The sequence below is a fragment of the Streptomyces angustmyceticus genome (assembly GCF_019933235.1).
In the GTDB taxonomy this organism is placed as follows: domain Bacteria; phylum Actinomycetota; class Actinomycetes; order Streptomycetales; family Streptomycetaceae; genus Streptomyces; species Streptomyces angustmyceticus.
Genome location: NZ_CP082945.1, coordinates 3,478,942 through 3,496,923, shown reverse-complemented (window position 1 = coordinate 3,496,923; position 17,982 = coordinate 3,478,942). Strand labels below are relative to the sequence as shown.

The window sequence follows — 17,982 nt, the reverse complement described above, 5'->3', positions numbered from 1 at the left end:
GGGGTCCTCCCAATCGGTCCGCTGGTGGCGGGGGTGACGAGGACGCGGGCCCGGTGGTGCCGGGCCGGGCGTGAGGGGACGTCAGCATGTCGCCTCGGCGGGGGAGGTGGATCCGGTGGGGGTGAGTGGGGGCACGGGACGGCGGAGAGAGGGCGGGCGGGGGCGCAGGGGGAGCGGCCCGGGACGGGCGCGGTCCGGGTGGGGTGCACCACGTGGGCGGGCACGGCGCGGCCCGAGGGGTGCCCGCGCTAGACCGCCATGCCGTAGACGATGGTGAACAGCGTCCCCAGGGAGCCGATGATGAAGACGCCGGTCAGGCCGGCCACGATGAGGCCCTTGCCCTGTTCGGCGCTGAAGGTGTCGCGCAGCGCGGTGGCGCCGATGCGCTGTTTGGCGGCGCCCCAGATCGCGATGCCGAGGCACAGCAGGATCGCCACCGCCATGACCACTTCGATCATCACGCGGGCTTCGTTGCCCAGGCTCCCGAACGGTCCCCAGTCCGGGGCGATTCCGCCGATGATGGTGGTGATGTCGCCCTTTTCGGCCGCAATGAACATGTGTGAACTCACCGCCCCTTGATGGGTAGTTGTGTGCCCGGTGCCGGCGCGGCACGGGTCGCTCTCTATCTTCGCTGACGAACGGGCCGTCAGCTGTCGTCTTGGCGGCTTTCTTTGACGGATCCCGTGGGAGTGGCGTGGACGTGCGGGCGCACGTCGTCCATTGAACCGACTGGTCTCACTGTGTGTATCACGGGGCCCTACCCTGAGCAATGATCATCGGAAGAGGTCATGGCCGGTCCGGCGCGCCGCCTGGGCCGGGGCCGTTCGGGTGGTGACGCGGCCCGGGTACGGCGGCCGCGCTCCGGTGCCGGTTCCGTGTGCAGTGTCGCCCATCCGGCGGGGGTGCGGACGTCGCCATGAGGGGCATCTCACACCGGGGCCGGAGCGCCCCCTGCGCCGTGCTGTGCGCCGTCGTGTCGCACCGGGAACGGCACGGCGCGCGCGGAGCGGCCGGAAAATGGCAGTGAACCGCGCCTGAATGGGGGAGGGTTGGGGGGTGCGGAAATTCTGGGTGGCCGGTGGGCTCGGGACGGGGCTGGTGCTCTGTCTGCTCGGGCTGCTTGTGATCGGTACGTACACGGTGGCGGCCCGGCTGGCCGGGGCCGGCGGGCAGGCGCTCGGGCTGGCGAAGGGCGCGGTGCCGGCCGAGTACCAGCAACTGGTGCAGAAGTGGGGCACGCTCTGCCCGGCGATAAGCCCCGCGCTGCTCGCGGCGCAGCTCTACCAGGAGAGCGGGTGGAACCCGCGGGCGCAGAGCCCGGCGGCCGCCCAGGGCATGGCGCAGTTCATCCCGGGGACGTGGCAGACCCACGGCATCGACGGGAACGGCGACGGCAAGAAGGACGTGTGGGACCCGCAGGACGCGATCGCGTCGGCGGCCTCGTACGACTGCGAGCTGGCCAGTTACGTGAAGGGCGCGCCGGGCGACGCCACGCACAACATGCTCGCCGCGTACAACGCGGGGGCGTACCGCGTCATCCAGTACAACGGGGTGCCGCCGTACCGCGAGACGCAGAACTACGTGAAGACGATCACGACGCTCGCGAAGAGCTTCGAGGCGCCGTCGGGTCCGGTGGCGCCGTCGAAGCAGGCCGCGGGGGCGATCTACTTCGCGCAGGAGAAGCTCGGCACGCGCTATCTGTGGGGTGGTACGGGAACGGCGGCGCAGGGCGGGCGGTTCGACTGTTCGGGGCTGACCCAGGCGGCGTACCGCTCCGTGGGCATCGAGCTGCCCCGGGTGGCGAACGACCAGTGGAACGCCGGGCCGCATCCGAAGCGGGACGAGCTGCTCCCGGGTGACCTGGTGTTCTTCGCCTACGACCTGAAGGACCCGCGGTCGATCCACCACGTGGGGATCTACGTCGGCGGCGGCTACATGATCAATGCGCCGTACACCGGGGCCGTGATCCGGTTCGACAAGATCGATTCGCCGGACTACATCGGGGCCACGCGCGTCACGTCCGATGGCGCAAAAGCGCTGCCCGGCACGAACGCTGCGTGAACATAGGGCCCTGAACTGCAGCGATGAGTCAAGCTTCGATAACGTCCTGGTGATCATCCGGTGGAGAGTGGAACGGCCGGGGTGGAGATCGCGTTTCCTTGGCGTGGGGACGTAGCGCAGCAGCTCGACGCAGCACACGCTCGACGACCACGGGGGCAGGCAGCACACGACGGCGCTCGCGCGCGCGAAAGATAAGGGGCCGCGGCAGATGGCTGGACTCGCACTCGAGGGGCCGAACCCCGATGTCGACGTGCTCGACGGCATCAACGGCCTCGCGAAGGACGCCCCCCACTGGGTCAACAAGGCCATGGAGTACATCGGCGAGTACGGCATCATCGCCGGCCTCGGGGTGCTGTGCCTGATCGCCTGGTGGTCGGCGCGCCGTGGACCGGGCGCCCCGTCCGCCGTCGCGGGCCTGGTCTGGGCGCCGCTGGCCGCGGGCCTCGCGCTGCTGGCCAACATCCCGATCCGGGCGTTCGTGGAGCGGCCGCGGCCGTTCAAGGACCATGCCGGGCTGGAAGTACTGATCCCCGGCAAGAGCGACTACTCGTTCGTGAGCGACCACGCCACGCTCACCATGGCGGTCGGCGTCGGCCTGTTCGTCGCCCACCGGAAGTACGGCCTGATCGGCATCGCGCTGGCGCTCGCCGAGGGCTTCTGCCGCGTCTACATGGGCGTGCACTACCCGACCGACGTGGTCGGCGGGTTCGCGCTGGGCACCGCCGTCGCGCTGCTGCTGGCGCCGCTCGCGCAGGCGCTGCTGGTGCCGCTGGCGACGGCGGTCGGCCGGTCGAAGGCGGCGTGGCTGGTGCGCGCGCCGGGCGCGGACGCCGGCGCGGGGCAGGACGCCGAGGGCGGCCGGGTGGTGGCCGGATCGGCGATGCCGCGCGGGCAGAAGGAGCGGGACAAGGACCTGGCGGCCTGAGGGCCCGCCGGCCCGGGGAACGACCCGGCCCGGCGGCCCCCGGGAGCGACGACCTGGCGGATGCGGACGGCCCGGACCCCTCGCGGGGCCGGGCCGTCCGTGTGTCCGCCGGGGCCCGCCGGTGTCAGAGCGCCTGCGGGAAGGTGCTGAACAGCCGCTGCGGGTCGTAGGTCCGCTTGACCTGGTCGAGACGGGTGGCGGCGGCGCCGTAGTAGGCGGACTTCCAGTCCTTCAGCCCGGGGTCCGTGTAGTTCTGGTAGGCGGCGCCCGACGAGTAGCGGCGCATCGCGTCATGGAACGAATTGAGCCACGCTGTACGCGTCGCGGACGAGCCTCCCCCAGGGCCTGAACGGCCCTGGGAGGTGCCCCCACCCGGCCAGGACGTCAAGTACTGGGCCAGGAACCGCGAGCCGCGGTGGACGAAGGCGGTGTCGGTGCGCCCGACGCGGTTGATGGCGCCGCCCAGCGCCGTCAGCGCCACGTTGCCGTTGACGCCCTTGCGCCCGCCCGCCTCGATCTGGTCCATCAGGGTGCGGATGCCGGCCGCGGACAGCGAGCGGTCGAAGAAGTGCGAGCGGGCGGCGTAGGTCTCGCGGCCCAGCTGTCCGGCGCTCGTGTGGCCGGGCAGCGAACCCGGCATGTGGCACTGCGCGGTGGACTTGGAGGAGCAGCCCGCGTAGGACTCCATCGCGTCCAGGTAGCCGGTCGGCGTGAGGTGGACGCTCTTGGCGGGGCCGGGGCCGCCCGGCTGGTCGGCGAGCTTGTCGACGGCGTTCTGCAGCTCGCGGTAGCTGCCGAGCGAGAAGGCGGCGACGGAGACGGACGGGGTGGTGCCGGGGCGGGCGTCGAGGTGGCAGGCGGACCATATCTCGTCGGCCTGCGCCGGCCCCCACTTCTGCCAGGACGCCACGACCTTCGCCGCCTTGGCCCACGGCCAGGTCATGTACGCCATCACGGCGCGCGGCGCGGGGTGCGTACGGAAGCGGAGTTCGGTCACCACGCCGAAGTTGCCGTTGCCGGCGCCGCGCAGCGCCCAGAACAGGTCGGCGTGCCGGCTCTTGTCGCAGTCGACGGTCTTGCCGTCGGCGGTGACCAGGGTGGCGCCGACGAGGCTGTCGCAGGTCAGGCCGTACGCGCGGGAGGCCACGCCGTGGCCGCCGCCGAGGGTGAGGCCGGATATGCCGACGGTGGGGCACGAGCCCCCGGGTATCGTCACGCCGTGCGCCCCGAGGCCCTGGTAGACGTCGATGAGCTTGGCGCCGGCGCCGATGCGGGTGGTGCCGCCGGACGGCGCGCCGACCTTGGAGAGCGCGGAGACGTCGATGACCAGCTTGCCGTTGCCGCTGGACCAGCCGGCGTAGGAGTGGCCGCCGCTGCGGATGGCGACCGGGGTGTCGTGCCGCCGGGCGAAGGCGAGGCATTCGGCGATGTCCGCGGGGTGCTCGACATACGCGATGGCCGACGGCTTCAGCGTGTCGTAGCGGGTGTTGTAGAGGCGGCGGGCGGTCGCGTAGGCGGCGTCGGAGGCCCGGATCAGCTTGCCGTCCAGGCTCTTGCCGAGCGCGGTCCAGGACGCCTTCGAGGCGTGGCCGCCGGTGGCGGCCGCCGAGGCGGAGGCCGCGTTGGTCTGTGCCGCGCCGGTGCCGGTGGCGGCGCCCGTGGCGGAGGTGGAGGACGCCGCACCCGCCTTGCCGGTCTTGTTGTCGCATCCGGTGGCCAGGGCGACCGAGGCCGCCGCCAGTCCGCCGCCCGCCTGCAGGAGTGTGCGCCGCTTCACTGGGATGAATCCCCCTCGATGTTTTTGTCCGGTCCTGCCCCGCCCGCCGATGGACCGGGTCACGGGGCACGTGCGGGAACGCCGCACCGGGCGGTCGCGGCGGCGCGCTGCCCTCGCCCCCGCTGTGCCGGTAATGCTCCGCGCTGTCCGGTGCCGTCCGCGAAGTCCGTTACCGGCATGGTGCGTTTGCTTCCCTGACTAGCCAGATGCCGTACAGGCGTGCGGGGTTCCCGGAACGGACGGACTCATTCCAGGGGGCGCCCGGAGCCGGTGTCCGGCTGCGGTCCGGCCGCGGCGTCCGCCAGGTGGCGTTCCGCGTCGGTGCGCGCCTGGGAGCGGGCGCGGCGGGCCGGCCCCCGCCAGCCGCAGGCGCAGCGGGCCGTGCAGAAGGAACCGCTCTCGGCGGTGGAGGTGGCGTGGGGGGCTCGGTCGGGCGCGTCGGGCACTCTGCCACGCTACGCGCCCCAGGTGCCCTTGCGTGACGAGCCCCCGTGACGGTCGTTGAACCGGGCGGTCGACGGAACGTCAGAGGCGGCGGTGGCGGACCGGTGACCCTCCCGAGCGGACCGGCCGGCCCAGGCCGTTCCCGAAGACAGCGGCCGAGGGGGCTCGTACGCGATGGTGGTGCAGGACAGGCGAGGCGGCGGTGCGGTCGTCGTGGCCGTGGCGTGCGGGACGGGTCTGGCGGTCGGGCTGCTGACGACGGGCTGTTCCCCGGACGGGGCCGCGGCCGACGACCAGGACCCCGCCGGCCGGGCCGCTGCCGCCGCCGCGGTCCGGGGCAGCGCCGCCGCCCTGCTGCGGGCCGGCTCCGCCGGGGTCCGTACGTCCATGGAGACGGTCAGCGGCGGCACCCGCGTCGCCATCCGCGGCACCGGCGGTTACGACTTCGCCACCAGCACCGGGCGGCTGCGGGTGGTCCTCCCCGATCCCGCGGGCCGGTCCGGTGGCGGCCGTCAGCCGGTCACGGAGATCCTCGCGCCCGGTGCGCTGTTCATGAAGAACCGCGGGGCGGGGGTGCCGGACGACAAGTGGGTGCGGGTCTACACCGCGTCGCTCAGCGACGGGAACCTGGTCACCGGCGGGGCGACGGATCCGCTGGCCGCCGCGGAACTGCTGCGCGGCGCACGGGAGGTGACGTATCAGGGGGAGGGGCGGCTGGACGGCGTCCTGGTGCGGCACTACCGCGGGACGACGGACATCGGGGCGGCCGCCCGGCAGGCGTCGCCGCGTACCCAGCCCGCGCTGATCGCCGCGGAGCAGGGGTTCACCACCGACGCGGTGCCGTTCGAGGTGTATCTGGACGAGGACGGGCGGCCGCGCAAGGTGCGCCAGTGGTTCCGCTTCGCCAACGGCTCGCCGAAGGGGGCATCGGTGACCTCCACCACCGAACTGTCGGATTTCGGGAGGAAGGTCGCGGTGCGGCTGCCGGACGACCGTGACATCTACGCGGGGAAGATCGCCTCGCCCGCGCGCTAGTTCGGGGCGGGGCGGGGCTGCCGGGGCACGTGACGGGGGCGCTTGCCGGATGGCGGAAATGGTCCATCCGTGCCATGCGCGGAGCGTGCGCCCGTCTTTACGCTGACGGTAACCACCGCAGACGTGGGAAGGCGCTCGGAGGAGGAGGTGTGGTACGTGTCCGGACACCGCCCGACGACGGTCCAGGACCACGTCGCCCTCGTCGAGATCGATCTGACGGGTGAGTTGATGATCGCGGCGGCCGCCGCGAGCGAGGACCGGCTCAGCCCGGACCGCATCGACGAGGTGCTGGAGGTCGACGGGGAGGACGCCGACGGCGCGGACCGGGTGCCTCCGCGGGCCGGTCCGGCGGGGCCCACCCCCGGCTAGCGGGCACGCGGGCCGGCCGGCTCAGGTGCGCAGCATCCGCTCGATGGCCTTGGTGGCTTCCTGGACCTTGGCGTCGATGGCCTCGGGGCCCTTGACGGCCGCGTCGGCGACGCAGTGCCGCAGGTGCTCCTCCAGGAGCTGGAGGCCGAAGGACTGCAGGCCCTTCGTGCTCGCCGAGACCTGGGTGAGTATGTCGATGCAGTAGACGTCTTCTTCGAGCATCCGCTGCAGTCCGCGGATCTGCCCCTCGATCCGCCGCAGTCGCTTGATGTGTGCGTCTTTCTGCTGTGCGTAGCCGTGGGGGCCCGGTGTCGCCGGAATCTCTGCGTCGTCGGTCACGGTTTGAACGGTGTTCAGGGGGTCGTTGCCCGGCTGCTGGGGGTGGGGGGCCGCGGCGGCTGCGGCGCTGCCGCTGGTGTCGGCGTCCGTGGTCGTCATGGCCGTCTCCCGTGGTATCTAGGCGATCTATATACCCCTGGTGGGTATATGGTACCGAACTTTGCGGGCACCCGTGGTACCCCGTGCAGAGCATGCTGCACGATGGGCGACACTGAAGGAACGCCGGTTAGCTGTGGCTGGATGATGCGCCTAGCATCAACTCGACCGAATCCGATGCACCCCGAGGATTTCACGTGCGCTTTCGTCTGACCCCCAGGGAGACGAGCTTCTACGACATGTTCGCCGCCTCCGCGGACAACATCGTCACGGGCTCCAAGCTCCTGATGGAACTGCTCGGGGCGGACGCCTCGGCCCGGGCAGAGATCGCCGAGCGGATGCGGGCGGCGGAGCACGCGGGTGACGACGCGACCCACGCGATCTTCCACCAGCTGAACTCCTCGTTCATCACGCCGTTCGACCGCGAGGACATCTACAACCTCGCCTCGTCGCTCGACGACATCATGGACTTCATGGAAGAGGCGGTCGACCTGGTCGTCCTCTACAAGGTCGAGGAACTGCCCAAGGGCATCGACCAGCAGATCGAGGTGCTGGCGCGGGCGGCCGAGCTGACCGCCGAGGCCATGCCGCACCTGCGGACGATGACCAACCTCACCGAGTACTGGATCGAGGTCAACCGCCTGGAGAACCAGGCCGACCAGATCCACCGCAAGCTGCTCGCGCACCTCTTCAACGGCAAGTACGACGCCATCGAGGTCCTCAAGCTCAAGCAGATCGTGGACATCCTGGAAGAGGCGGCGGACGCGTTCGAGCACGTCGCCAACACGGTCGAGACCATCGCGGTCAAGGAGTCCTGAGCGCCGCCCATGGAGACCTTCGCGCTCGTCGTGACCATCGCGGTCGCGCTCGGATTCACCTATACCAACGGCTTCCACGACTCCGCGAACGCCATCGCGACCTCGGTCTCGACGCGGGCGCTGACCCCGCGCGCGGCCCTGGCGATGGCCGCCGTGATGAACCTCGCCGGCGCGTTCCTCGGCAGCGGGGTCGCCAAGACGGTCAGCGAAGGGCTGATCGCCACTCCCCAGGGCAACCAGGGGATGGGCATCCTCTTCGCCGCGCTGCTCGGCGCGGTGGTCTGGAACCTCGTCACCTGGTACTTTGGCCTGCCCTCCTCGTCCTCGCACGCCTTGTTCGGCGGCATGGTCGGAGCGGCGCTGGCCGGCGGCACCAAGGTCATCTGGGGCGGCGTGGTCGAGAAGGTCGTCCTGCCGATGTTCATCTCACCGGTCATCGGCCTGGTGCTCGGCTATCTCGTGATGGTCGTCATCCTCTGGATGTTCCGCCGGTCCAACCCCCACAAGGCCAAGCGCGGCTTCCGCATAGCGCAGACCGTCTCGGCCGCCGGCATGGCGCTCGGACACGGTCTGCAGGACGCGCAGAAGACCATGGGTGTCGTGGTGATGGCCCTGGTCATCGCCGATGTCGAGGATGCCAACGACGCCATCCCGATATGGGTCAAGCTGGCCTGTGCGCTCACCCTGTCGCTGGGCACGTACGCGGGCGGCTGGCGCATCATGCGCACCCTGGGCCGCCGCATCATCGAGCTGGACCCGCCGCAGGGCTTCGCCGCGGAGACCACCGCGGCCTCGGTCATGTACACCGCCTCGTTCATGTTCCAGGCGCCGATCTCCACGACCCATGTCATCACCTCCGCGATCATGGGCGTCGGTTCGACCAAGCGTCCGCGCGCGGTGCGCTGGGGCGTCGCCAAGAACATCGTGATGGGCTGGTTCATCACGATGCCGGCGGCGGCGCTGGTCGCGGCGCTCGCGTTCTGGCTGATCCGCCTGGCGTTCGGCTGACGCGGCCGGCCCGTGCGGCCGGACACGAGCACAGGAACGGGCCCGCCCCCGGGAAGAGGGGCGGGCCCTTCGTCGTGCGGTGGCACCGCCATGCAGCACCGCAGGACGTGGAGGGGGCGGCCCCGGCCGGGCGGCCGGGGCGCGCGGGGCTCAGCCGAAGCGGCCGGAGATGTAGTCCTCCGTGGCCTGGACCGAGGGGTTGGAGAAGATCCGCTCGGTCTCGTCGATCTCGACGAGCTTGCCGGGCTGCCCGACGGCGGCGAGGTTGAAGAACGCCGTACGGTCCGAGACCCGCGCGGCCTGCTGCATGTTGTGCGTCACGATGACGATCGTGAAGCGCTCCTTCAGCTCGCCGATCAGGTCCTCGATGGCGAGGGTGGAGATCGGGTCGAGCGCCGAGCACGGCTCGTCCATCAGCAGCACCTGCGGCTCGACCGCGATGGCGCGGGCGATGCACAGCCGCTGCTGCTGGCCGCCGGAGAGGCCCGAGCCGGGCTTGTTCAGGCGGTCCTTGACCTCGTTCCAGAGGTTGGCGCCCTTGAGGGACTTCTCGACGATGTCCTTGAGCTCGCTCTTCTTGTACGAGCCGTTCAGCCGCAGCCCGGCCGCGACGTTGTCGAATATCGACATCGTGGGGAACGGGTTGGGGCGCTGGAAGACCATGCCGACGGTGCGGCGGACGGCGACCGGGTCGACCCCGGAGCCGTAGAGGTTCTCGTCGTCCAGCATCACCTTGCCCTCGACGCGGCCGCCGGGGGTCACCTCGTGCATCCGGTTCAGGGTGCGCAGGAAGGTCGACTTGCCGCAGCCGGACGGGCCGATGAAGGCCGTCACGGAGCGCGGTTCGACGGTCATCGAGATGTCGTCGATGGCCTTGTGGCCGCCGTAGTACGCGGAGAGGCCGCTGACGTCGATTCGCTTGGCCATGGAGATCACTGCTTCTTTCTGTCGCCGGGCTGTGTCAGCGGCCGGGCTGCGTCAATTGGTCGGACTTCGTTTCGCTTCCGCTCCGGCCGGGTGCCGCACCCTCGTTCCTCGGATGCGACCCCCAACCTCCGCCGCAGCTCAACTCCGTCCTCCGCGTGGGGCCTTCCAGCGGGCGATGCCGCGGGCCACCAGGTTGAGGATCATGACGAAGGCGATGAGGACCAGCGCCGCGGCCCATGCGCGGTCGTACGAGGCCTCGGAGCCCTGCTGCCACTGCTGGAAGACGTAGAGCGGAAGCGACTGCTGGGCGTCCTGGAAGGGGTTGTTGTTGATCGTCTTCGCGCCCCACACCAGGAGCAGCACGGGCGCCGTCTCGCCGGCGATACGGGCGATGGCGAGCATCACGCCGGTGGTGATGCCGCCGATCGACGTCGGCAGGACGACCTTGAGGATCGTGCGCCACTTGGGCACGCCGAGGGCCAGCGACGCCTCACGCAGCTCGTTGGGGACGAGCTTGAGCATCTCCTCGGTGGAGCGGACCACGACCGGCATCATCAGGATCGCCAGCGCCATCGAGCCGGCGAAGCCGGACGGGCCGAAGCCGAGGATCAGGATCCACACGGAGAGGATGAACAGGCCGGCCACGATCGACGGGATGCCGGTCATCACGTCGACGAAGAAGGTGACGGCGCGGGCGAGCCGGCCGCGGCCGTACTCGACGAGGTAGATCGCGGTGAGCAGACCGATCGGCGCGGCGATCAGGGTGGCCAGGCCGACCTGCTCCAGGGTGCCGATGATCGCGTGGTTGATGCCGCCGCCGGGCAGCGCGTCCGGCGTGGTGCCCATGGAGTGGGACAGGAAGTAGCCGTTGAGGACCTTGGTGCCGCGGGTGACGGTCTCCCACAGGAGGGAGGCCAGCGGTACGACGGCGATCAGGAACGCGAACCAGACCAGGCAGGTGGCCAGCCGGTCCTTGGCCTGCCGGGCGCCCTCGACGCCGGCGGCCAGCGCGAACGTGCCGAGGACGAAGACCAGGGCGGCGATCAGGCCCCACTGGACGGTGCTGTCCAGGCCGGCGGCCAGCCCGATGCCGCAGCCCGCGCCGGCCGCGACCAGCGCGAGGACCGGCGGGGTCCAGCGGGGCAGCCGGGCGTGCCGGAGGGAGACCGGAAGGGGGGCGTCGCCGTTGGAGACCGCGGGGCGGTCGGTGGTGATGCTCATGCCGCCACCTCGCTGCGCGAGGGAGCGCATGCGCAAAGCGCGCACCTGTTGTTGATTCGTTCGCTTCGCTCACTCATGCGGCGGCTCCCGAGTACTCCTTGCGGCGGGCGATGATCAGGCGGGCCGCGCCGTTGACGAGCAGCGTGATCACGAAGAGGACGAGGCCGGAGGCGATCAGGGCGTCCTGGCCGAAGGTGTCGGCCTCGCTGAACTTGCTGGCGATGTTCTGGGCGAACGTGCCGCCGCCCGGGTCCAGCAGGCTGGTGTTGATGAGGAAGCTGGGGGAGAGGACCGTGGCCACGGCCATCGTCTCGCCGAGCGCGCGGCCCAGGCCCAGCATGGAGGCGCTGATGACCCCGGAGCGGCCGAAGGGGAGCACCGACATCCGGATGACCTCCCAGCGGGTGGCGCCCAGCGCCAGCGCGGCCTCCTCGTGCATCCGCGGGACCTGCAGGAACACCTCGCGGCTGACGCTGGTCACGATCGGCAGGACCATGATCGCGAGCAGGATGCCGACGGTGAACAGCGAACGGGCCGCCCCGCCGCCGTACGAGAAGACGCCGGTCCAGCCGAGGTAGTCGTCCAGCCAGCCGTAGAGGCCGGACAGGTGCGGGACGAGGAAGAGCGCGCCCCACAGGCCGTAGATGATGCTGGGCACGGCGGCGAGCAGGTCGATGACGTAGCCGAGCGGCGAGGACAGCTTGCGCGGGGCGTAGTGCGAGATGAACAGCGCGATGCCGACCGCGACCGGGACCGCGATGGCCATCGCGACCACCGAGCTGACGACGGTGCCGAAGGCGAGGACCGCGATGCCGAACTTCGGGTCCGTCCCGGTGGCGTTCCAGTCCAGGGTGGTGAAGAAGTTGGCCTTGTCGCCGGAGATGGCGAGCACGGAGCGGTAGGTGAGGAAGACCGCGATGGCGGCCATGATCACCAGGAGGGCGACACCGGAACCCCGGGAGAGCCCGAGGAAGATCCGGTCACCGGGTCGGACCGCCTTGCCGGAGACGGCGGAGCGGCCGTCGTTCCCCGGCGGGGGCGGGGTGGCGGATGTCGAGGTAGCAGAAGTCATGGATTCTCCGGTCTGCGGAGCCCGTTGGGGGCTCCTGGCGCGGCGGTGCACCGGACGGGCGGCGGCCCGAAAGGGGCCCTGGTGAAGGGGCCCCTTTGGCCTGGCGGTCTGCGGGCCGCCGCCCGGTGGGTCAGGAGAGCGTGGCGACGGTCTTGCGGACCTTGTCGGCGATCTCGGTGGGCAGCGGGGCGTAGCCGAGCTGCTTGAGCGCGCTCTGGCCGTCCTTGCTGGAGACGTAGGTCAGGAAGGACTTGGTGGCGGCCAGCGTCTCGGGCTTGTTGCCCTTGTCGCAGGCGATCTCGTTGGTCACCAGGGTGATCGGGTAGGCGCCCTCGGCCTTGGTGGTGTAGTTGAGCTTCAGGGCCAGGTCGTTGCCCTTGCCGGCCGGCGTGGCCTCGGAGATCGCCTTGGAGGCGTTGTCGACGGTGGCGTCGACCGGGGTCTTGGCGCCGGTGTTCAGCTTGACCGTGGGGATCTTGCCGGCCGTCGCGTACGACAGCTCGAAGTAGGAGATCGCGCCGCTGGTCTGCTTGACCTGCGAGGAGACGCCGGCCGAGCCGGAGGCCGCCTGGCCGCCGGTGCCCTCCCACTTCTTCGCCGGCTCGTGCTTCCAGTCGCCGGGGGCCGCGCCCTTGAGGTACTTGGTGAAGTTGTCGGTGGTGCCCGAGTCGTCGGAGCGGTGGAACGCCTGGATCTTGAGGTCCGGGAGCTTCGCGTCCGGGTTCAGCTTCTTGATCGCGGTGTCGTTCCACTTGGTGATCTTCGAGTCGAAGATCTTCGCCAGGGTCGGGGCGTCCAGCACGAGGTTGTCCACGCCGGGGACGTTGTAGCCGATCGCGACCGGGCCGCCGACCATCGGCAGGTCGATGGCCTGGCCGCCCTTGCAGACCTGCTTCGACTTGGCGATCTCGTCGGGCTTGAGCGGGGAGTCGGAGCCCGCGAACGCGGTCTGGCCCTGCAGGAAGGTGGTCACGCCCGCGCCGGAGCCGGTCGGCTGGTAGTTGATCTCGGTGCCCTTGCAGGCGCCCGCGTAGTTCTGGACCCAGACGTCCATGGCGTTCTTCTGCGCGGAGGAGCCGGACGCGAGCAGCTTGCCCTTGCCCTCGCACTTGATGTTCGACGGCTTGGCGGCGGCACCGCCGCCGGCGCCGGAGGTGTTGTCGGAGCCGCACGCCGTCAGGGCCAGGGCACCCGAGACGGCGAGAGCGCCAACGGCGAGGGCGCGAACCCGGTTCTTGCGCTGAAGCTTCACTGTCGAAAGTTCCTTCCTGGGGCGCGCCGCTTCGTCGGCGTGCGAGGTGGTGTCGAGGATCCGGGGCGGTCGCGTTCCGCGATGCCGCCTGCCGTGTCGCGCTTCCGCTTCGGGCGAGACGCGTACTCGGTGAGGCTGAAATTAGGCAGATCAGGTGAAGCGGCCGATGGAGGGGAATGAACGCACGGTGAACCTCGGCCATCGGATGGGTGCGAGGACCGGGTGCCCTGAGGAGGCACGACCGTGACGACGGGGCCTTTGGGCGGAAGCGTGCGCCGGCTGGTGCGAAACGGCCCGTCGCCCTGTTGAATTACCGGCCGGTATGGCAGCATCCGCGCCTGTAGGAACACGCGAATCGGTGCGGAACGACCGGAGGTGGCTGGTGGGGAGCCAGGGGGCACAGCAGGGCGTTCGGGACGTACGGGGCGGACGGGGGCCGTGGGGCGCACGGCGGCCACGGAGCCCACGCGGGGCGTGGGGTTCGCGCGGCGGCCGGCTCGTGACGTGCACCGCCGTCGTCCTGTGCGCCATGGGGCTGCTCGGCACCGCGGCCACGGCCGCCTACGCGGACGATCCCAAGAGCCCGTCCGCCGCCCCGGGGCGGGCCGGCGACGCGGGAGCGGCCGCGGACGCCGAGGCCAAGCGCCTCGACGACGTACGCAAGAAGATCGACGCCCTCTACCGCAAGGCCGAGCAGGCCACCGACGCCTACAACGCCGCCAAGGAACAGGTCGGCCTCCAGCAGAAGGAGATCGTCAAGCTGGCGCGCAGCATCGATTCCACCCAGCGCCGGCTGGCCGCCCTCAAGCGGCAGGCGGGCGCGCTGGCCAGCGCCCAGTACCGCGGCGGCGGGCTGCCCGCCGAGGCGAAGCTGATGCTCAACGTCGACCCCGAGGGCTTTCTCGACAATGCCACCCTCGCGCGCAAGGGGCAGCTCGCGGCCAAGCGAATGATCAGCCAACTTTCCCGTCTGGAGGGAGACTTGGAGGACTATTCGCAGTCCGCGACGGACCGCTGGGAGAAGCTGGAGGCGAACCGCAAGAAGAAGGAAAGCGCCCGGCGGGACATCGAGAAAAAGATCGACGAGGCAAAGGAGCTGGAATCCCGGCTGGCCGCCAAGGAAAAGGACCGGCTGAAGAAGCTGGAGGACGAGCTGGCCTTCCGGCAGCAGCAGAAGTGGCTGGACTCCGGCGTACTGAAGGACATCAGCAACAAGGCCTCGGCCTCCGGCAAGAAGGCGATTGCGTACGCCACCGCGCAGATCGGCAAGGATTACGTGTGGGGCGCGGAGGGGCCGGACACCTTCGACTGCTCCGGGCTGACGCTGCGGGCCTGGCAGGCCGCCGGCACGACCATTCCGCGGACCTCGCAGGAGCAGTGGCGGCAGCTGCCCCGGGTCGACATCGAGGACATGCGGCCCGGCGACCTCATTATTTATTTCACCGATGCCAGCCATGTCGGGATGTATCTCGGGAACGGCGCGATTGTGCATGCGCCGCGGCCCGGCCGGCAGGTCACGATCACCGGCGCCGGCTCGATGCCGATCCTCGGTGTCGTGCGCCCCGATGGTGACCGCTGACACGATGGCGCGGATCACACGCACGATAAATGACCGAATTGTTCGCTGTCCCAGGGTCGCCGCCGCGTAGCGGAATGCACTCAAGCGGGGTGATGTTCGTCATTCCGCATTCCACCCTCCCCAGGTCAAATGGCTTATCGGGTGCGGCATATGACGATGGCCGATTGCCGCCGGGCATTCCATCCCACTCCGTACTGGCGCTATGGTCGGCTGGCAGTGCCCGGTGTGCACCCCCGCTCCACTGACCGACGAGCGGCGGGCGGCCGGGCACGGTGGTGCGCCGGTCGGCGCCCCGCCGCACCCCTCGGGGGGAGGGAAGGAAGCAGACCCATGCCCGTACCCGTACCGCACCAGCGGTCGGTCGTGCTGCCGCACCAGGCAGGACCGGTGGACGACGCCTGCGCGGACGCCGCGCAGGTCGCCGGCGCGCCGGGCGCGGGGGACACGACGGCCCGGCACGTGGGCGCCCCGGCGACCGCCGTGGGCCGGCCCTCGGACCACCCGGCCCCGCAGGGCTCCCCGGACCCCGGGCAGACGGCCGACGAGCGAGTTCCGGCCGGCCACGGCCCGGTCCACCAGGGCCTGACCCTGCTCCTCATCGGCGAGAACCCCAACAGCCACGTCCCCGACATGTGGGACTGGGCCGGCCGCAAGGTGCGCCTGCGGACCGCCCGCAACCTCACCGAGGCCGAGCGGCTGCTCACCGACGACGTGCACTGCATCCTGCTCGACCTGCCCCCGCGCGAGCCCGGCGACCGCACGGAGCGCGCCGCCGGCCGCGGCGGCGCCCCCGACGACGAGCTGGGCATGCTGCGTGACGTCCTGCGGATGGCCACCTCGCACGCCGTCCTCGTCCTCACCTACGAGACGGACGCCGAGCGCGCCGCCGACGCCGTGCGCGTCGGCGCCCAGGACTACCTCTTCCGCGACGAGCTGGACGGCGCGGTGCTCAGCCGCGCGGTCCGCTACGCCGTCGAGCGCAAACGCGCCGACCTCGCGCAGCGCCAGCTCACCGAGTCCCGGATGCTCGCCCAGGAGAACGCCCGCCTGGAGCGCGGCCTGCTGCCCACGCCCCTGCTCGACGGCTCCAACCTGCGCTTCGCCGCCTGCTACCGCCCCGGCCGCAGCCGGGCGCTGCTCGGCGGCGACTTCTACGACACCGTCCGCACCCCGGACGGCACCGTCCACGCGATGATCGGCGACGTCTGCGGCCACGGCCCCGACGAGGCCGCCCTCGGCGTCGAGCTGCGCATCGCCTGGCGCGCGCTGACCTTCGCCGGGCTCTCCGGCGACGAGCTGCTGGCCACCCTGCAGAAGGTGCTGGAGCACGAGCGGGCCGACGACGAGATCTTCGCGACGCTGTGCACCGTCGACATCTCCGCCGACGGCCGCCGCGCCGGGCTGTGCCTGGCCGGCCACCCCGCACCGCTGCTGGCCCAGGCCGGCCGGCGCCCGCAGCTGCTGCCCTACGAATTCGGCGGCCCGGCGCTCGGCCTGCTGCCGCACGCCCGCTGGCCGCGCCGGCAGGTGGAGCTGGGCGGCTCGTGGAGCCTGATGATGTACACCGACGGCCTGATCGAGGGCCGTATCGGCCAGGGCAACCAGCGCCTGGGCCAGGAGGGCATGACCGAGCTGGTGAGCCGGCAGATGGCCGCCGGCCTCACGGGCGAGGAACTGCTGGAAGCGTCGGTCAGGGAAGTCCGCGATCTGAACGGCGGCGAGCTGACGGACGACGTGGCCGTGCTGCTGCTGGACCGGCGGTAGGCGGCAGCCGGTAGGGGGCGCCGGCGGTCGGGCGGCCTCCGGGCCGCTCGGTTCCCGCCGCTCAGCGCCCGCTGTCCGCGCTCAGCGTCCGCCGTTCCCGCTCAGCGGCCGCCGTTGTACGGCCCGTACGGTCCGTCCGAGCTGGAGCCCCCGCGCCGGGGACCGCGGCCGCCGCCGGAGACCGCACGGAGCGCCGGTCGCACGTCGACGGTGTAGACGATCACTGCGATCACGCCGATGACCGGCAGGAACGACATGATCGGGAGAATGAACAGCAGCGCCGTGGCAAGGGCGAGGAAGATCAGCCACATGCCCTTGGTCTGCTTGCTCGCGGCGCGATAGGCGTCCTCACGGCGCACGGCCGCGTCGATCAGCATCACGGCGGCATAGACACCCAGGGCGAGCTGCACCCAGCTGAGAATGCTCTGGAACCCGTAAATCAGCACGCCCTGCACCGCCCGTTCGCCAGTCGTGTCGTCTTGGTCCACGGCGGCCCGACTGCCGCCCGTGCGGCCCCACCGTACCCGGACAACGGGCCGGGCACCCGAAGTGTGCCCGGCCCGGCCGGTGAATCGGGGTCCGCGGCGAAAGGTGAGCGAACTCACCCGTTCCCGCCGTGTACGCCCCGCGCCGTCACTTGGCGGACGGCGGAGTGCCCTTCTTCGCGGGCGCCGGGGCCGGCTTGCGCTGCGCGACCGGCTTCTTCGGCGCGGCCGGCTTGGGCTGCGCCGCGGGGGTGGCCTTGGTCTCCGCCTTGGCGCCGTTCGCGGTCGGGTTCTTCGCGCCCGCGGCGGTCTGGGTCTTCGTGCCGCTCTTGGCCTGCTTCGGCGCCGGCTCCGGCTCGATCGCCACCGCGAGGTCCTCGACCTGGTCGGCGGCCTCGCCGCGCCAGGTCGCCACCGCGCCGCGGCCGCGCTCGGCCAGCTCCTCGTAGCCCTCACGGGTGCGGACGACGGCCTCGGCCGCGCGGCCCACGCCCTGCAGCGCCAGCTCCTGCGCCTGGTCGCGGACCTTCTTGATGTCGCCGTCGATCGAGCCCAGCAGCTCGGTGAGCTTCTCCTTGGCGTCCTTGGCCTGCTTGGTGACCAGGGCCTGGACGTCCTTGGGGTCGGTGCTGCGGACGGACTCGAAGCGCTTGGGCGCCTCCACCCGGATCTTCTCGACGAACTGCGGGACCTCGCCGAGCTTCTCGGCGGCCAGGTCGACCGTGCCGGCCAGGGCGTACAGCGGGGTCGCGTCGGTCAGGGCCTTGCGGAGGTCATCGGTGTTGATGGCCATGACGTGGTTCCTCCTGG

Annotated in this window: 18 protein-coding genes; 8 read left to right on the top strand and 10 right to left on the bottom strand. The window is 71.2% G+C overall.

Going from position 1 to position 17,982, the window contains the following annotated elements:
- Window positions 1–248 precede the first annotated feature (248 nt).
- Complete coding sequence (locus K7396_RS15670; RefSeq protein ID WP_006603970.1) at window positions 249–557, bottom strand: hypothetical protein; 309 nt, start codon at window positions 555–557, stop codon at window positions 249–251.
- Window positions 558–1,056: 499 nt separating this feature from the next.
- On the opposite strand from K7396_RS15670, the gene K7396_RS15665 reads away from it, so the two are divergent.
- Entirely contained in the window at window positions 1,057–2,061 is a 1,005-nt protein-coding gene (locus K7396_RS15665) for a bifunctional lytic transglycosylase/C40 family peptidase (protein ID WP_086721879.1), read from the top strand.
- Window positions 2,062–2,269: 208 nt separating this feature from the next.
- Window positions 2,270–2,986 carry a phosphatase PAP2 family protein gene (locus K7396_RS15660; RefSeq protein WP_086721880.1) on the top strand — a complete coding sequence of 239 codons (717 nt, stop codon included), beginning with the start codon at window positions 2,270–2,272 and terminating at the stop codon, window positions 2,984–2,986.
- A gap of 124 nt (window positions 2,987–3,110) precedes the next feature.
- Here K7396_RS15660 and K7396_RS15655 read toward each other — a convergent pair whose 3' ends face one another.
- A complete protein-coding gene (locus tag K7396_RS15655) occupies window positions 3,111–4,763 on the bottom strand; it encodes an FAD-binding oxidoreductase (protein ID WP_086721881.1) in 1,653 nt (550 codons plus the stop codon).
- Between the two features lie 245 nt (window positions 4,764–5,008).
- Window positions 5,009–5,209: a hypothetical protein gene (locus K7396_RS15650; protein ID WP_086721882.1), complete on the bottom strand. Its 201-nt coding sequence runs from the start codon at window positions 5,207–5,209 to the stop codon at window positions 5,009–5,011.
- A gap of 172 nt (window positions 5,210–5,381) precedes the next feature.
- On the opposite strand from K7396_RS15650, the gene K7396_RS15645 reads away from it, so the two are divergent.
- Both K7396_RS15645 and K7396_RS15640 read left to right on the top strand, forming a co-directional pair.
- Window positions 5,382–6,242, top strand: a complete 861-nt coding sequence (locus tag K7396_RS15645) for a hypothetical protein (RefSeq protein ID WP_152105258.1) — start codon at window positions 5,382–5,384, stop codon at window positions 6,240–6,242.
- A gap of 156 nt (window positions 6,243–6,398) precedes the next feature.
- Window positions 6,399–6,611 carry a hypothetical protein gene (locus K7396_RS15640; RefSeq protein WP_086718513.1) on the top strand — a complete coding sequence of 71 codons (213 nt, stop codon included), beginning with the start codon at window positions 6,399–6,401 and terminating at the stop codon, window positions 6,609–6,611.
- A gap of 21 nt (window positions 6,612–6,632) precedes the next feature.
- Here the strand turns inward: K7396_RS15640 and K7396_RS15635 are convergent, their stop codons facing one another.
- Window positions 6,633–7,049: a metal-sensitive transcriptional regulator gene (locus tag K7396_RS15635; protein WP_086718510.1), complete on the bottom strand. Its 417-nt coding sequence runs from the start codon at window positions 7,047–7,049 to the stop codon at window positions 6,633–6,635.
- Window positions 7,050–7,243: 194 nt separating this feature from the next.
- On the opposite strand from K7396_RS15635, the gene K7396_RS15630 reads away from it, so the two are divergent.
- Complete coding sequence (locus K7396_RS15630) at window positions 7,244–7,864, top strand: DUF47 domain-containing protein (protein WP_042162406.1); 621 nt, start codon at window positions 7,244–7,246, stop codon at window positions 7,862–7,864.
- A gap of 9 nt (window positions 7,865–7,873) precedes the next feature.
- Window positions 7,874–8,872 carry an inorganic phosphate transporter gene (locus K7396_RS15625; protein WP_086718509.1) on the top strand — a complete coding sequence of 333 codons (999 nt, stop codon included), beginning with the start codon at window positions 7,874–7,876 and terminating at the stop codon, window positions 8,870–8,872.
- A gap of 150 nt (window positions 8,873–9,022) precedes the next feature.
- Here K7396_RS15625 and pstB read toward each other — a convergent pair whose 3' ends face one another.
- The 4 genes from pstB to pstS form a co-directional block, all read right to left on the bottom strand.
- On the bottom strand, window positions 9,023–9,799 hold the full coding sequence (gene pstB / locus K7396_RS15620; protein ID WP_086718512.1) for a phosphate ABC transporter ATP-binding protein PstB: 777 nt from the start codon (window positions 9,797–9,799) through the stop codon (window positions 9,023–9,025).
- A gap of 138 nt (window positions 9,800–9,937) precedes the next feature.
- Window positions 9,938–11,020 carry a phosphate ABC transporter permease PstA gene (gene pstA, locus K7396_RS15615; RefSeq protein WP_086718508.1) on the bottom strand — a complete coding sequence of 361 codons (1,083 nt, stop codon included), beginning with the start codon at window positions 11,018–11,020 and terminating at the stop codon, window positions 9,938–9,940.
- 73 nt (window positions 11,021–11,093) lie between these two features.
- Entirely contained in the window at window positions 11,094–12,092 is a 999-nt protein-coding gene (gene pstC / locus K7396_RS15610; RefSeq protein WP_086718507.1) for a phosphate ABC transporter permease subunit PstC, read from the bottom strand.
- A gap of 130 nt (window positions 12,093–12,222) precedes the next feature.
- A complete protein-coding gene (gene pstS, locus K7396_RS15605) occupies window positions 12,223–13,344 on the bottom strand; it encodes a phosphate ABC transporter substrate-binding protein PstS (protein ID WP_086718506.1) in 1,122 nt (373 codons plus the stop codon).
- A gap of 499 nt (window positions 13,345–13,843) precedes the next feature.
- On the opposite strand from pstS, the gene K7396_RS15600 reads away from it, so the two are divergent.
- Entirely contained in the window at window positions 13,844–14,923 is a 1,080-nt protein-coding gene (locus K7396_RS15600) for a C40 family peptidase (RefSeq protein WP_223659994.1), read from the top strand.
- A gap of 330 nt (window positions 14,924–15,253) precedes the next feature.
- Complete coding sequence (locus K7396_RS15595; protein ID WP_086718505.1) at window positions 15,254–16,687, top strand: PP2C family protein-serine/threonine phosphatase; 1,434 nt, start codon at window positions 15,254–15,256, stop codon at window positions 16,685–16,687.
- 101 nt (window positions 16,688–16,788) lie between these two features.
- Here K7396_RS15595 and K7396_RS15590 read toward each other — a convergent pair whose 3' ends face one another.
- Both K7396_RS15590 and K7396_RS15585 read right to left on the bottom strand, forming a co-directional pair.
- Window positions 16,789–17,133: a DUF2516 family protein gene (locus tag K7396_RS15590; RefSeq protein ID WP_174872634.1), complete on the bottom strand. Its 345-nt coding sequence runs from the start codon at window positions 17,131–17,133 to the stop codon at window positions 16,789–16,791.
- A 187-nt stretch (window positions 17,134–17,320) separates the two neighbouring features.
- Complete coding sequence (locus K7396_RS15585; protein WP_086718503.1) at window positions 17,321–17,965, bottom strand: hypothetical protein; 645 nt, start codon at window positions 17,963–17,965, stop codon at window positions 17,321–17,323.
- Window positions 17,966–17,982: the final 17 nt, after the last annotated feature.

What these genes read in the sequence shown, in the direction of transcription:
- K7396_RS15670 (WP_006603970.1), bottom strand. Translation starts at nt 557, where the DNA reads ATGTTCATTGCGGCCGAAAAGGGCGACATCACCACCATCATCGGCGGA.
- K7396_RS15660 (WP_086721880.1), top strand. Translation starts at nt 2,270, where the DNA reads ATGGCTGGACTCGCACTCGAGGGGCCGAACCCCGATGTCGACGTGCTC.
- K7396_RS15625 (WP_086718509.1), top strand. Translation starts at nt 7,874, where the DNA reads ATGGAGACCTTCGCGCTCGTCGTGACCATCGCGGTCGCGCTCGGATTC.
- pstB (WP_086718512.1), bottom strand. Translation starts at nt 9,799, where the DNA reads ATGGCCAAGCGAATCGACGTCAGCGGCCTCTCCGCGTACTACGGCGGC.
- K7396_RS15595 (WP_086718505.1), top strand. Translation starts at nt 15,254, where the DNA reads ATGCCCGTACCCGTACCGCACCAGCGGTCGGTCGTGCTGCCGCACCAG.
- pstC (WP_086718507.1), bottom strand. Translation starts at nt 12,092, where the DNA reads ATGACTTCTGCTACCTCGACATCCGCCACCCCGCCCCCGCCGGGGAAC.
- pstA (WP_086718508.1), bottom strand. Translation starts at nt 11,020, where the DNA reads ATGAGCATCACCACCGACCGCCCCGCGGTCTCCAACGGCGACGCCCCC.
- K7396_RS15645 (WP_152105258.1), top strand. Translation starts at nt 5,382, where the DNA reads ATGGTGGTGCAGGACAGGCGAGGCGGCGGTGCGGTCGTCGTGGCCGTG.
- K7396_RS15585 (WP_086718503.1), bottom strand. Translation starts at nt 17,965, where the DNA reads ATGGCCATCAACACCGATGACCTCCGCAAGGCCCTGACCGACGCGACC.
- K7396_RS15635 (WP_086718510.1), bottom strand. Translation starts at nt 7,049, where the DNA reads ATGACGACCACGGACGCCGACACCAGCGGCAGCGCCGCAGCCGCCGCG.